Annotated in this window: 13 protein-coding genes; 6 read left to right on the top strand and 7 right to left on the bottom strand. The window is 62.8% G+C overall.

Going from position 1 to position 14,181, the window contains the following annotated elements; all coding sequences use genetic code 11:
• Nucleotides 1-115: 115 nt before the first annotated feature.
• Nucleotides 116-868: a 3-oxoacyl-ACP reductase FabG gene (fabG, locus tag FKL89_RS15050; RefSeq protein ID WP_156863578.1), complete on the bottom strand. Its 753-nt coding sequence runs from the start codon at nt 866-868 to the stop codon at nt 116-118.
• Nucleotides 869-1,122: 254 nt separating this feature from the next.
• A complete protein-coding gene (locus FKL89_RS15045) occupies nt 1,123-1,824 on the bottom strand; it encodes an ankyrin repeat domain-containing protein (RefSeq protein WP_156863577.1) in 702 nt (233 codons plus the stop codon).
• Between the two features lie 215 nt (nt 1,825-2,039).
• Here FKL89_RS15045 and FKL89_RS15040 point away from each other — a divergent pair, with 215 nt between their 5' ends.
• From FKL89_RS15040 to FKL89_RS15020, 5 genes are all read left to right on the top strand, one after another.
• Nucleotides 2,040-2,669, top strand: coding sequence for a 3-keto-disaccharide hydrolase (locus tag FKL89_RS15040; protein ID WP_156863576.1), 630 nt, complete (start codon nt 2,040-2,042; stop codon nt 2,667-2,669).
• A 166-nt stretch (nt 2,670-2,835) separates the two neighbouring features.
• A complete protein-coding gene (locus FKL89_RS15035) occupies nt 2,836-3,231 on the top strand; it encodes a CidA/LrgA family protein (RefSeq protein ID WP_156863575.1) in 396 nt (131 codons plus the stop codon).
• On the top strand, nt 3,228-3,956 hold the full coding sequence (locus tag FKL89_RS15030; RefSeq protein ID WP_156863574.1) for an LrgB family protein: 729 nt from the start codon (nt 3,228-3,230) through the stop codon (nt 3,954-3,956). Before FKL89_RS15035 ends, FKL89_RS15030 begins: the two co-directional genes overlap by 4 nt.
• Nucleotides 3,957-3,973: 17 nt before the next feature.
• Complete coding sequence (locus tag FKL89_RS15025; RefSeq protein WP_156863573.1) at nt 3,974-4,546, top strand: hypothetical protein; 573 nt, start codon at nt 3,974-3,976, stop codon at nt 4,544-4,546.
• A 222-nt stretch (nt 4,547-4,768) separates the two neighbouring features.
• Nucleotides 4,769-7,564, top strand: coding sequence for a M16 family metallopeptidase (locus FKL89_RS15020; RefSeq protein WP_156863572.1), 2,796 nt, complete (start codon nt 4,769-4,771; stop codon nt 7,562-7,564).
• Nucleotides 7,565-7,582: 18 nt separating this feature from the next.
• Here the strand turns inward: FKL89_RS15020 and FKL89_RS15015 are convergent, their stop codons facing one another.
• Together FKL89_RS15015 and FKL89_RS15010 are read right to left on the bottom strand one after the other, a co-directional pair.
• Nucleotides 7,583-8,758, bottom strand: a complete 1,176-nt coding sequence (locus FKL89_RS15015) for an aminotransferase class V-fold PLP-dependent enzyme (RefSeq protein ID WP_156863571.1) — start codon at nt 8,756-8,758, stop codon at nt 7,583-7,585.
• Between the two features lie 242 nt (nt 8,759-9,000).
• Nucleotides 9,001-10,974 (bottom strand): AfsR/SARP family transcriptional regulator, encoded by a 1,974-nt coding sequence (locus FKL89_RS15010; RefSeq protein WP_162527538.1) that lies wholly within the window; start codon nt 10,972-10,974, stop codon nt 9,001-9,003.
• A 449-nt stretch (nt 10,975-11,423) separates the two neighbouring features.
• Between FKL89_RS15010 and FKL89_RS15005 the strand changes: the two genes are divergently transcribed.
• On the top strand, nt 11,424-11,792 hold the full coding sequence (locus tag FKL89_RS15005) for a hypothetical protein (RefSeq protein WP_156863569.1): 369 nt from the start codon (nt 11,424-11,426) through the stop codon (nt 11,790-11,792).
• Here the strand turns inward: FKL89_RS15005 and FKL89_RS15000 are convergent.
• From FKL89_RS15000 to FKL89_RS14990, 3 genes are all read right to left on the bottom strand, one after another.
• Complete coding sequence (locus FKL89_RS15000; RefSeq protein WP_156863568.1) at nt 11,770-12,054, bottom strand: hypothetical protein; 285 nt, start codon at nt 12,052-12,054, stop codon at nt 11,770-11,772. The genes FKL89_RS15005 and FKL89_RS15000 overlap by 23 nt on opposite strands.
• A 1-nt stretch (nt 12,055) precedes the next feature.
• Nucleotides 12,056-13,174 (bottom strand): hypothetical protein, encoded by a 1,119-nt coding sequence (locus FKL89_RS14995; RefSeq protein ID WP_156863567.1) that lies wholly within the window; start codon nt 13,172-13,174, stop codon nt 12,056-12,058.
• Between the two features lie 137 nt (nt 13,175-13,311).
• Complete coding sequence (locus FKL89_RS14990; protein ID WP_162527537.1) at nt 13,312-14,178, bottom strand: YqhG/Tai3 family protein; 867 nt, start codon at nt 14,176-14,178, stop codon at nt 13,312-13,314.
• Nucleotides 14,179-14,181 lie beyond the last annotated feature (3 nt).

Below are 14,181 nucleotides of genomic sequence, written 5' to 3'. Positions count from 1 at the left end.
CTATCTGCCGGCTGCTGTCGGTGGAGTGACCACGCGCGGCGGCGCGACGTAACCGTCGGTTTGGCGAGTACACGAGTGAACGCATCCGGCTGATTCTAGGGCGCCGCGCCCTCCGCTACACCGACATCCCGCCCGACACTTCGATCACGGCGCCGTTGATGTAGCTGGCTTCGTCGCTGGCGAGGAATGCGTAGACGTTGGCGATTTCCTCTGCGGTGCCGAGGCGGTGCAGCGGTACGCGTGCCTTCATTTCATCGAGAACTTTGTCCGGCACCGTGGCGAGGATCGGCGTCGCAATGAAGCCCGGCGCGACGGCGTTGACGCGCACGCCCTTGGGGCCGAGCTCGCGGCTCCAGGTTTTGGTGAAGCCGATCACGCCGAACTTGCTGGCGGCGTAGTTGGTCTGGCCAAAGTTGCCGTAGATGCCGACGACGGACGAGGCGTTGAGGATCACGCCTGAACCTTGTGCCACCATCACATCGGCCACTGCCTGCGCGCAGTGAAAGACGCCGCGCAGATTGACGTCGATCACGCGGTCGAACTGCTCGATCGTCATCTTCTGCAGGCGCGCGTCCTGGGTGATTCCGGCGTTGTTGACCAGGACATCAATGCGGCCGAAATCCGCCTTCACTTTGGCGACGACCAGATCAATCGCTGCGCGGTCGGTGACGTTGAGCACGTAGCCCGCCGCTTTGGCGCCGAGTGCCTGGCATTGCTGCACCGCGTCGTCAACGCCCGCCTGCTTGATGTCGCAGACGATGACGATGGCGCCTTCGCGGGCAAACTTGAGTGCTGTGGCGAGCCCGATGCCTTGTGCGGCGCCGGTGATCAGGGAAACTTTGCCTTCGAGGCGATGGGCTGGATTCATGGTGGTTTGCTGAAGAGTCAACCTGCCAGTGTAGCCAGCCGCCGCATCGCTTTGTTGCGCCGCATCAGAGGCGTGAGCAGCAGACCGCAGACTGTCGTTCAGCTTTTTGCTGTAACCCTTATCAGAACTGGGCTACAAGCAATTTTTTGAAAAAGTCGACATCATGCAGAAATCACCACCGAGCCCAATGTGGACGAGGGTTTCGGCAGGAAGATGATGACTGCGGTCGGCCATTTTGGGAGAGGTTGCGGTGGCTACTTCGCTCCCGCGGCCTCCAGCATGGCGACCATTTCCCGATAGCCTCGTGCGCGCGCCAGGGCGAGCGGGGAGTTACCCTGGCGGTCTGCCAGCTTCAGGCTGGCGCCGGCGTCGATCAGTGCTTTCAGCGTCGCCTGATGACGCTTGCCGCCGTCGCCAAGGACGATGGCCTCGATCGTTGCTGTCCAGTTCAAGTTGTTTACATGGTCCAGCGGCGCGCCAGCCGCGATCAGTTGCCGCACCACGCCGTCGTGGCCGAGGTGTGCGGCGGCGATCAGCGCAGTGCCGTCGTAGCGGCTGGTAGTGAGTTTGGCGCTGGCGCCGCCCGCCAGCAGGATGCGCAGCGTTTCCTCGTCGTCAGCCACGGCGGCGATGGTCACCGCGTCATAGCGATCACTTTCCAGCAGCGACGGGTCGGCGCCGGCTGCGAGCAGGGCGCGCACAGCGTCGCGCTGGCGGGCGAAGGTGGCGACATGCAGTGGCGTGCGGCCGTAGGCCTCGCGGGCGTTGAGGCTGGCACCGGCCGCCACGAGCTGGCGTATTGTCGCCGCATCTCCGCGCTGGGCAGCCGCGTGCAGCCCGGTGTAACGGCCGACCTCGGCAGCGGTGGGGGCAACCTGCGCCACCACCGGTAGCGGTGCAACGAGCCCACCGGCGAGCGTCACCAGTGCGGAGGCAAAGAGAACTTGCAGCTTCATGAGGGCTCCTGGGCAGAACAGATGCTGGTCCTCACGGAGCTTACTTGAACGGGACACCAGCCACCGCTGACAGGCTGCTCCGGCGTATGGTCGATCGTGGGAGTTGCGGCCGGCCTGCTCGTTCTTGTCGTGGCGCTTGACGCGCCCGGTGCGGCGGGCACAATGCAACGCTCGGCCGCCAGATCGGCGCATCCGGAGTGAAAAAAGGAGGATCTATGAAGCAAGCAAACGGGCGCCGGGTGGCTGCTGCGATGTCAATACTGGTGGCGGCGTTCGCGCTGGCCGCTTGTGCCAGTCTGTCGGGGTCGTCCGGCTGGACGCTGCTGGTCGATGGCGCCAAAGGGATGGACAATTTCTACCCGATTGGTGACGCCAACTGGCGCGCTGAAGACGGCGCGATTGTGGCGGACAAAGCCAAGGTGGCGAGCTACCTGATCTCAAAGAACAGCTATTCCGATTTCGAGATCGACGCCGAATTCTGGGCCGATCACACCACCAACAGCGGCATCTTCCTGCGGCTGTCGAACACCAAAGAGGTGACGGCGGCGAACTCCTACGAAGTCAATATCTTCGACCAGCGGCCCGATCCGTTGTACGGCACCGGCGCGATTGTTGATATCGCGAAAGTGGCACAACCGATGCCGAAAGCCGGTGGCAAGTGGAACACCTTCCGCATCACTGCCAAGGGCAAGCGGCTGACCGTCGTGCTCAACGGCGAGCGGACGGTGGATGTTGAAGACGGCAAGTTCGCCAGCGGCCCGATCGCCCTGCAGTTTGGCAACGGCGCGAAGGACGCACCGGGTGGCATCATCAAATTCCGCAAGGTCGCGATCCGCGCCTTGTAGTGCAGGGGCAGGTTGGCGCCGGCCTGGCGGTCAGGCGATCACCTGAACAGACCGGCGTATCGATGGGACGGCCCATTTTGATCCCCGAAGACGCCAGCTTTACCCGAGCGAGAGACGTAGCGGGCGACGGCTTGGCCTTTGCCTCGCCGGCAGCGATACTGCCGTCATGAATGCACTGGCCGGCCTTGCCATCCTTCTTGTGCTGCAGACCTGCGGCGAACTGCTGGCCCGCGCGCTGGCGCTGCCGTTTCCGGGGCCGGTGATCGGACTCATGCTGCTGCTGGTCGCGCTGCGCGCAAGTGCGGTACAGACGCGCGTGGCAGCGGTGGCCGAATTTTTGCTGGCGCACCTCTCCCTGCTATTCGTCCCGGTCGGCGTTGGTGTGATGACGCACCTCGGCGTGCTTGGCCAGTACGGCTGGCGGCTTGCCGTGGTGATTGTGCTGTCAACCTGGATTGGCCTGGCGGTCACGGCGCTCTGCCTGCGCACGCTGCTGCGCGACACCGGCGACACCGCCGTGGCAGCAGAGGCCACGACGACGGATGCCGGGGGCAAGCAATGACCGACTTCGTGCAGCTCTGGGTTTATCTGTCGTCCACGCCGCTGTTCGGGCTGACCGCGACGCTGGTTGTCTACGTCTCGGCACAGGCGTTCTATGCGCGCATGCAGCAGGCACCGTGGGCGAACCCGGTGCTGTGGTCGGTGGTGGTGCTGGCCGGGGCCTTGACGTTGACCGGGACGGCGTACCCGACTTACTTTTCCGGCGCGCAGTTCATCCACTTTCTGCTCGGCCCGGCCGTGGTGGCGCTGGGCTGGCCACTGTGGCAGCGGCGATCCGCACTGCGGGCTCGTGGGGTGCGCTTTGTCGCCGCAGCGCTGATCGGCGGCTCGGCAGCGGCCGGCAGCGCCGTTTTGTTCGCTTGGGCCTTGGGCTTGCCGCACGAGGTGCTGCTGTCGCTGGCGCCGAAGAGCGTGACCGCGCCGGTGGCGATGGGGGTGGCCGAGAAGATTGGTGGCATCCCGGCGCTCGCTGCTGTGTTCGCGGTGGTGACTGGTCTGGTCGGCGCGCTTTCGGGCAAGTATCTGTTCGACGCGATCGGTATTGCGACGGACGGCAACGGCTGGATCGCGCGCGGCTTCGCACTCGGGACTGCGTCGCACGGCATCGGCGCCGCACGCGCGTTGCAGGTGAACGCCGAGGCCGGCGCCTGGGCCGCGCTGGCCCTCGGCTTGCAGGCGGTGCTGGCATCAGTGCTGATTCCGCTCGTGTCCGCCATCATCGGTTAACTGGGAAGACAAAGCCAGTGAACACTCGCCTGCTACGCACGGCCCGCCAGCTAGTGTTGCCAGTCGTTGTCTCTGGCCTGCTGAGCGCCTGCTTTCCTTACGCTGCGCCGTATGTGCATGTGGAGGCCGACCAGGCGACCCCCGTGCTCGAGTTTTGCCGAATCTCCGGCCCGCAAGTGGGACTCAGCTACGAGCGTCAGGGGGCCCGCATTGAGGTGAGCATCGAGCCGGGTGCGCTGCGTCGATCAAAGGCCGCCTACGTCGCGGTGCGGCTCGCACGCGGACGCGAGGTGAGTGTGCAGGGCAACGCGACGGTGCAGGCTGCCGATGGCACACCGCTAGCGAGCGTTGCGCTCCAGCGAACGACAGAACCGCTCGCTACGCGGCGGCCCGGCAGCCGTCCGCTGCCGTTGCCGCCGGGCGCGGACCAGTTCGAGGAAATTCGCTTTGAGCTGCGTGGCATGCCCGCGGTAGGCGCACCCGGCGTGCTGCTGCTGCCGCCGATCACAATCGATGGTGTCGAGACGAGCCTGCCGCCCATCCGATTCGAACGACGTCACTACGCCGGCGTTGCGCCGGTCAACTGCTGAGACTATTCCCTGATCGTCACCGTGTCTCGTTGTGCCGCTTCATGGCCGCGTCGTGGTTCCCAGGCTGCCGCTGATGTGGGGGGCGGAACGATGCGCAGCGTCGCGCTCGGCGCGCGTGCCCAACGAGTTATGCGAATGGCATAGCATTCGACACTGTTACGTGACCGCGCTGCCTTCGTTGGCGCCGTCTGTTTCACCGACTTTCTGACCAAGGAGCATCCCTTGTCTCGCCGTTCCCCCGCCGTTGCAGTGCTGATTTCCCTGTTCACTCTCCTTGCGCTGTGGCTGCCGGCCGACTTGCGCGCGCAGACAGCGCCGACCCCGTTGCCCGCAGGGATCACTGCCGGGCCGACGGCCGAAGGCATCAGCGAGTTTCGCCTCGCCAACGGGCTCAAGGTGCTGCTGTTCCCCGATCAATCGAAAGATCTGACGCTGGTGAACGTCACGTACCTGGTGGGCTCCAAACACGAGAACTACGGCGAGACCGGCATGGCGCATCTGCTCGAACATCTTGTGTTCAAGGGCACGCCGACCCACGCCGATCCGACCAAGGAGTTCACCGCGCGTGGCATGCGCTGGAATGGCAATACCACCCACGAACGTACCGTGTACTTCGAGGCTTTCACCGCGAACGATGACAACCTGCGTTTCGCGCTGAAGTTCGAGGCGGATCGCATGGTCAACAGCTTCATTGCGAAGAAGGATCTCGATAGCGAGATGACGGTCGTCCGCAACGAATACGAACGCGGCGAGAACGAGCCGTTCCGGGTGCTGGTGCAGCGGCTTGGCGCTGCGGTGTTCACCGCGCACAACTATGGCAAGCCCACCATTGGGGTACGCAGCGATATCGAGAACGTCAACATTGAACGCCTGCAGGCCTTCTACAAGCGTTACTACCAGCCTGACAATGCCGTGCTGCTGATCGCCGGCAAGTTCGACCCGGCGCGTACGCTGGGCTGGGTCGCCGAATCGTTTGGCGCCATCGTCCGACCATCGCGGGTGTTGCCGGCGCTCTATACGGCCGAGCCCACCCAGGACGGCGAGCGCGATGTCACCGTACGCCGGGTTGGCGACATCAAGATTGCCGCGGTTGGCTACCGGGTACCGGTCAGGCTGCATGCCGATTCGCTGGCGTTGTCGCTGCTGGGGGCGACCTTGACCAGCAATCCGTCCGGGCCGCTGTACAAGACCTTCGTGGAGAGCAAGAAGGCGACCCAGATCGGACCGCTGGGCCTCGGTGGTGTAGATGCCGGCTTCGCGGGATTCGTGCTGGTGGCTGACAAGAGTAGCGATCTGGCACGTCTTGAGGCAGAGCTGATCACCGCACTGGAAGGCGGCGCGGCGAACGGCGTCACTCAGGAGGCGCTTGAGCGCGCGCAGCGCGAGATGGCGGTGGCATTCGAAAAGGCAGCCGAGTCGCCAATCTCGCTAGGCATGGCGCTCTCGGAGGCGATTCCACTGGGCGACTGGCGCCTGCTGTTTGCCCAGCGCGACCGTGCGCAGCAGGTCACGCTGGCCGATTTGCAGCGGGTGCAGAAGACTTACTTCAAAGCGGCCAACCGGTCGATTGCCCGGTTCATGCCGGAGGCCGCGCCTGATCGCGTCGAGCTGGCCGTCGCGCCATCGCCGGAGTCGATCGTTGCGACCTACAAACCGCGTGCGGCGTTGGCCGACGGCGAGGCCTTCATCCCGACGCCGGATGCGCTGGAAAGGCGCACCGTGCGCGACCGCGCCAACCCGGCGTTGCAATCGGCGGTACTACGCAAGCAGAATCGCGGTGACTCGGTAGTGGTGAAAATTCAGCTGCGTTGGGGCGAACGTCGCGAACAGGTGGCGCAGCCGGCGCTCGGTTTCGTCGGATTGCTGCTGATGGAGGGCGAATCGCCGGAGAAAAAGCAGGCACGTACCGATGCCCTGACCCGTCTCAAGTCGCGCTACAGTGTCGGTGGCAGTCCGGTTTCGCAAGGCGCGACGATCTCGATCACCAGTGATCGCGAGCATGTACTCGACGCCATTCGTCTGCTGCTGCCGGAAATTCGTGCCGGCAAGATGAGCGCCGACGCCTTTGCCCGGATCAAGAAGCAGATCACCACCAGTCTCGCTTCGCGGGCCAACGAGCCACAAACGGTGCTCAACAATGTCGCCCTTCCCTACAAGAACAAAGCGTTTGGCCTGCAGCGCGGTGATCCGGAGTTCCGCAAGACCAACGCCGAGTTGATCGCCGACTTGCAGGAGATCAGCTTCGAAGATGTGCAGCGGGCTTGGCAGCGCAACTGGGGTGCGAGTCAGATGCAGGTGGCGGTGGTGGGCACCGCGCCCGATGGCGTGGTTGAGGAGGTGCAGCGCCAGTTCGAGGGCTGGCGGTCGCAGGCGCCGGCCTACGTTCGCTATGAAGTCCGGCACCAGACGCTGCCCGGCAATACGCTGACCGTGGAGGTTCCGGACAAAGCCAACGCGCTTCTCGACGTCGACCAGTTTCTTCCACTCAACGCCAACGATGCTGATGCGGCGGCGCTGCGTCTCGCTGTCGCCGTGTTCGGCGGTAACCAGCTCGATAACCGGCTCGCAGAGCGCATTCGCAAGAAGGACGGCCTGTCCTACAGTGTGGACGCCAGCTTGAGCCTGCCCGAGGTGGGCAACCGGGCCTATTTCGGCGTTGAAGGGAGCTATGCGCCGCAGAATCGCGACCGTGTCGTCGCGGCATTGCGCGAAGAGGCCGCGCTCGCGATCAAGGATGGTTTCACCGAGGCCGAGCTGTCACGCGCTCGCAGCAACGAGCTGCAGGCAAGGCTGCAACGCTGGAGCAGCGACGACAGTATTGCCAGCGCGCTGCTCACGCAAATGGATCGGGGCGAATCCTTTGCGCTTGATGCGGCCCGCGAGGCGGCGATCAAGGTCGCAACGCTGGCCGAAGTCAATGCCGCCTTTCGCAAATACATCAAACCGGACGAATGGTTGATCGGCCTGGCAGGGGACTTTGCCAAGGCCGAAAAGTCCGGCACCGCAGCTACCAAATAGCGGGCGCCTGTCTCGTGCTCAGGCTGCTGCCCGCTCCGGTGCCCGCGGGGCTTCCCGCAACGGCGCAATACCCAGACGATCCAGCGCGGTCGCCAGGTGCGACACGGTGAGATCGACGTTGTGCCATTTCTCCAGCCCAAAGAGTCCGATGCGAAACGTGGAGAAGTCGCTGCCTTCATCGCATTGCAGCGGCACGCCAGCGGCGGTCTGCAGGCCTTCGGCCAAAAATTTCTTGCTTGACTGCAGGCCGGGATCGTCGGTGTAGCTGACCACCACGCCTGGCGCCTTGAAGCCTTCCGCTGCCACACTCGTGATCCCGCGGCTTTCGAATAGTGCGCGCACTTTGGAGCCCAGCGCGATCTGCTCCTGCCGCACGCGCTCGAAACCATAGCGCTCGGTCTCCAGCATCACTTCCCACAGGCGCGTGAGTGCGTCGGTAGGCATGGTGGCGTGATAGGCGTGAGCGCCGTTCTCGTAGGTTTCCATGATGGTGAGCCATTTCTTCAGATCACAGGCGAAGCTGGTGCTGGTGGTGCCATCAATCGCCGTGCGTGCCCGCTCCGAGAGCATCACCATCGCACAGCAGGGCGAGCTGCTCCAGCCCTTTTGCGGCGCGCTTACCAGCACGTCCACTCCGGTGGCCTGCATATCCACCCACATTGCACCGGAGGCGATGCAGTCGAGCACAAACAGACCACCGACGGCATGCACGGCATCGGCAACTGCCCGCAAATAGTCATCAGGCAGGATCATGCCAGCGGCAGTTTCCACGTGCGGCGCGAATACCACGTCAGGCCTGCTGCTCGCGATGGCAGCAACCACCTCGCTGACGGGGGCTGGCGCCCACGGCGACTGTCGCTCTGCGCCAGTCTTGCGTGCTTTCAGCACGATTTCCTGCGCCGGGATCTTGCCCATCTCGAAAATCTGCGTCCAGCGGTAACTGAACCAGCCGTTGCGGATCACCATCACCTTTTTGCCGGTGGCGAATTGGCGGGCGACAGCCTCCATGCCGAAAGTGCCGCTGCCGGGAACGAGTGCGGTCGATCGGGCGCGGTAGACCGCTTTCAGAATGCGCGAGATGTCTTTCATGACGCCCTGAAAGCGCTTTGACATGTGGTTCAGTGCGCGATCGGTGTACACCACCGAAAACTCGAGCAGGCCATCGGGATCGACGTTGGGTAGCAGTCCTGGCATGTTGGTCTCCTTGCGTGTTGCACCGTCGGCGCGTCAGCATAACGACATGACTGTCGGCGAGGTGTGTGTGGATTCACACGATAGCACGGGTTTCTGTTGCTGCCGGCGACCGCAACGGTTGTCTCGCCGAGGGTAGCGCTCTTCCGGGTGGATTTGGCAAGTGGATGCGCCAGCCGTAGGCACCTCAATCACAAGTCAGCAATACGTGCGGCGAGGCGCCGTGCCGGCCATGAGGACGTTGATCAGCTTTCGACGGGTGGGTTGGGCGGCGGCATGCGGATCAGTGCCAGCAGGGCTTCGGTGTTTGGCGAGATGGCCACACCGTAAGCTTGCGACACGGCGTGCTGGCAACGGCGATACCAGCGCATGGCTTCCGCATATTCACCGGCATTGGCAAGTTGCTCGATCAGGCTGCGGTACAGGCGTTCGCTGTACGGTTCACGTTCGATGGCACGTTGCAACAAGTCCATCGCGCCGCGCAGGTCGTGACGCGCCAGCGCCCGGGCGAGCAAGGTCACCATGTTGATGAAACGTTCTCGGAATTGCTCGATCAGGATGGCGCTGGCGGTCAGTGAGTCGTCGTCATCGAACAGGCGGCCCACATAGAGCGCAATCAATTGCTGTCCCAGTTCTTCCATCCGCAGACGACTGGGAGGCTGTCGCTCTGTGTCACGAATAACCTGCTCGATCTCGTCGAATGCCCAGGTATCGACAAACACGCGCTTGTCGTCGAGAAAGATGCGGCCATCCTGCACCTGAATCAGCGAATCATCACCGAGCAGTTTGCGGGCGCGACCAATGCCCATGTCGAGTGCGTCGCCCTGTTCATCGGGGTCAACGCCACGCCAGACGCGACGTGCCAGCGCCCGACGGTCACCGCCGCGCGGTCCGAGCAGCGCCAGCGCGCGCAGGATGGCGATCGGTTTTTGCTGCGCCTTGCCGCGCCCATTGCTGGCCGCAGCACGGTTCTTGCGCTGCAATGCGAAGCCACCAAACAGGTGAATGCGGATGGCCCACGGCCAGCATTCAACCGCCCGCCCGGGTGGCTGCATTTCCCGGCGCCGAATCGATTCGGCGACAAATTCGGTCTCGATGCCGTACTGCAACGCGCGCGCGGCCGTGATCGCCGCCAGTTCTGGAGTCGAACGCAGGAAGAGATGACGGGCAGCGCGGCGGTAGGTGCCGAGGCCGTCACGCAGTAGCTGGACGGCAGCGTCGCGATCCTGGTCCCAGCAGGCGGCCGATGCTGCCGTCGCGGCGAGCGAATCGATAAAGTGCATCTGGCTGGCGGCGGTGTAGCTTCGCGCCTGCTCAAGGACAGCACAGCCGTCGCGCAAACGGTTCTGAACAAACAACGTCGTCGCCAGCAGATGCGTCAAAGCCAGCCTTACCGGTGGCGGCGCCTCGATGCTCTCGGCCAGCTCCAGTGCCTGACTAAGATCGCGTTCCGCATCAACGCCAGAACCGTGCTCAAGGGCGAAGAAACCTCTTGAGCGAAGGTAGATAACCAGGTTCACTTTCTTGTTGGAGCCGATGTGCTGAGGCATTTCTGCCAGAGCCGACTGTGCGCCGACGCGGTCGTTTGCAGTATTGGCGATATCCAGCCGGACGCGCAGCAATTTGAACTGCGTGTCTCCATGCGGATATCTGGCCAGATGTGCTTCGGCCCCGGCGATTACCTTTTCCAGCCGGGCATAGTCGCGTCCCTGCCGGGAGTACGACAGACTGCCGATCACTGCGCGTTCACCCCACCAGAGCGATACCGCGACGTTGTCTGCGGCGATCAGTCGCATCGCCTCGACCGCGATGGCGTCCAGTTGAACCAGAATCGCCTCGTCCGACTTCAGATCGGCGTAACCGAGCAGATGTCGGGCAATGGTCAGACGCGTGACCGCGACGTGGGGCTCGGCACAAAACGGATCGTGCGTGATGCTTTGCAACAGGGACGTCGCGGTCTGCTGCAAAACCTCATCATGCTGTTCGGCAAATAGCAGCGCCAGAAAGCGGCCGAGCGAGGGCCACCAGCGCAACGGTATGTCCAGCGTCGACACGTCGGCAATGGGCTTGCCGAGCAGACGGCGGGTGATGCCGGCGAGACCGGCATAGGTTTCACGACCGCTGTGGATGCGTTCGGCAGCCATCGAAAGTGCAACTTGTTCGGCTGCATCGTCCCCTGCGGAAGCAGCGTCGTCGGCGAGCGCAAGCAGTACCGACACGGGCTGACCTGCGACGTACTGCGAGGCGAGCTCGCATGCAAGCGCCGCGCGGGGGCTCATTGCGGCGACGACCGAGGGGGCGGCAGTCGCCGGGCCGTGACTGCTTGCTGATTTGCGACCGCGTGGCTTTGCTAGGGGCATGTCAGGTGATGGACAACAGGATCACAGGAAGCGGTGAACCGGATTTTGACCGAATGCGCACCGATGATTGCCAACTTGCGAAAGCCGGGCCACCCGGGTTGCGAGCCTGCGTCGGCTGTCGAGTCAGGCACACCAACATTCTTGCCGCATGTAGCGGCTATATCGGCTGCGCACAAGACCGCGGGGTGGCCCGACCGGAGATACTCTTCTGGTGGATGCTCTGACATAGACTAGTGTGTGCAAAGTCCAGCTGGCATAACGATTTTTGTGGTGATCTTCTGTCAACGCGGCGAAGCAATGATTGGCGAATGTTGATGGGAGAGGCGACCGTGAATGAGCAGGAGATCAGGGCGACCGCTGCGGCCCGACTTAAGCATGCGTTCGGCCGCCGGGTGCGTTTTCAAGGCAGTTTGCGTGACGGCTCAATCCATTACGAAGATGACAGCTGCTCGCTGCGTTTCTGTTGCGAAATGGGCGGTGGCGATGTGGGGCTGATCGTTCACGTGCCGGACAGCGCACATTGGTCCAAAGCAACCGGCCTGGCAGCGGATCAGCGTCATGACGTTCTTGATTTCGTGGCCCGCTGCACACAACGCGAACAGGCGCCACACTGGCGCTACGAGATTGGTGAACGCGAAATCCTCTTTTTCGTTGCTACTGCCAATGGACGTTTGTGAACAGCAACGAACCGAGAATCATTGCAACAAAAAACACGATCACTCCCAGCGCTGCGACAGCGGTACCGGCCAGCCAGCGATCGCAAAAGTGCCCGAGATAGACGCCAAAACCCAGCGCCGCAAACGACAGCAGGCCGCTGCCGAGCGCAACGATCCGGTTGGCTCCGGTGCCGCCAAATACCGCAGCCAGGAAGAAGAAACCGACCATCAGGCAGGCAATCGTCTGTGTTGCGTAGTAAAGAATCTTGAGTGCGAAGTCCATCCTAGTCCTTCTGGATGAGTTGCTGGTGCTTGCCGGAAGCCAGCTCGCGATTGAAGCCGTTGGCAAGGCTGGCGATGAGTTCCGGGAAGTCCAGCTCGTTGAGGAGCGGTGCGCGGAGCTTGTACTGGTTGACACTCACTTCGAGATGTCCGAAATTGGGCGGACTTTCGAACCTCGACCAGCGTACCGTCAACGTGCGGCTACCGATACGAATGTTCGCGGTTCGGCCGAAATTGTCCCGGGTAGATTCACCGTCCATGACCGCGCCGTGTTGTGCCATCGTGTAGGCAAGAAAGGTGTCGAACATTGACGTTTCGACCGCGAGCAGGCGATAGCGATGGTCGAGTGTATTGCCGGACGTCAAATGCCAACCAATTTTCGGTATCGCAGCCGCGTTGCGCCGTAGCGAAAGTACTTCGCCGCCTCCGCTGCTCGACCATTCAAAGTAGCGGGCGGCCCAGGTGGCGTCAGCGTAGTAGTCCAGTTCACCCAGGTAAGTCTGATCGCGGTCGATCGGGAGGTGCTGCGTCACCTCGCCACTGCCCAGATCAACAACAACCAGGGCCACGCGGTTCTGGTCGCCTCTGGCGAACAGCGCTGTTCTCGACTTGCGCGGAGAGAGCAGCAGCGCCTTTCCCGGCTCGGGGTTGTACTCACCGCGCTGCCTGCGACTTTCTGCGCTGCTGATCGCCAGCCTGGAGGTGCGCAGTGTGCGACCGTCGAGTACAGTGCTGCCGCTGATCAGGTATAGCCTGTCGCCAGGCAGTTCGCGGGCGTCCTTGACGTCATTGCGCTGATAAATGGTGGTGACCGCCTCTGGCTGCCCGCCCTTGCCGTCCAGCGCTTGAATCGTAGCGGCGTCTGCCTTGGCATTTGCAATCAGTTCGGCGTGTGGCTGACCGTTGCGCAGCGTGACCAAAAATACCTCACGATTGACTGCCAGCACGGCCGGCCCGGCAGGCGATCGGATGACCCAGGCATCCCACAGAGGGTTACCCGATGCCCCGGCGCCTATCACGACCGGCCGACCCTGAAAGAGGACTTTCGGTTCGAAATTGCTGACCTTGACGAATCCGTAGTTGGCGTTGAAAGTGCGTCCGCGCTGCTCGCCCACTTCCACGGTGAGGCCCCCTCCTGCGTCGAGGCGGGAAACAATGTCTGCTGCGCACGCGGACGTGAATGCAGACCCGGAAAGCAGACCCAGGACAAAAAGGGCCAGGCGCGTTGTACGTTGGGTGATGCGGTCAATCATGGTTGTTATGGATTGCTGAGGAGTGCGCTCATCGAGCGACGGTTAGGATAGTGAACGTCATCAACTTGCCAACGGTCGCCATGCCTTTGGAGCAGATACTGAATGCTGCGTACACGATTGCCATCAATGAGTTGCACACGAACGCGGGCGACGGTTCTGGATGGATTGAGGTTGGCTGAGGAAACGACGAATCGGGCAGGGGCTTCCTGACTATCGGTGAATGGATCGCCGTTGATTGCGGGGGCGTCGTCGGGTTTGCCGGGCACTGAAAAATAGACGGAAATGAGGCGCTGGAGCTTTGGCGTCAACCATCGCTCAACACGGCTCAAGGCCGCTGGTTCGAAACCGGCCGGGGGATTGAGCCAGTTCTCGAGCAATTCCTGAACCACAGATTCCGGCGTATTTGCAGCGAGCAGTTGTGGCGACAAGCGTTGCAGTGTCCACACCTGTCCATCAATCGCTGTCAGCAGCGTTGCGCGCTCGGGTCGATGCAAGTGAAAAAGGCCGCTGCTGCACGACAACGTATAGCCTGGAATGGGAAAGCGCCAAAGACCATGTACCAACGCCTGACTTTTGGCTGCTCCGTGGCTGCTCTGCGAGAAATTGCCCTCGAACAAGCCTTCAGGTGGCGAGAGGTTGGTCTCCCACGTCGCCTGTTCGCATGACAACGGAGCAGGGCCGGCAACCCGGCCATTCGCAAATCGTACCGCCTGGCCTATCAGCGAGTTACGCGCGGTTGTGCTGCTCTCTCCGGATAGCGGAGCAACTCGGGTAATACGCCAGGCGCCTTCAACACTGCTTGCCAGCAGCGGCGTCGGCGATAGCAACGCCATTGCCGAGACGGTCATCAGCATTGCAACGCTGCCCGACATGCG

Source organism: Casimicrobium huifangae (genome assembly GCF_009746125.1).
Classification (GTDB): Bacteria; Pseudomonadota; Gammaproteobacteria; order Burkholderiales; family Casimicrobiaceae; genus Casimicrobium; species Casimicrobium huifangae.
Note: the sequence above shows the minus strand (reverse complement) of the source record. Positions and strands in the feature narration are given on the sequence as shown.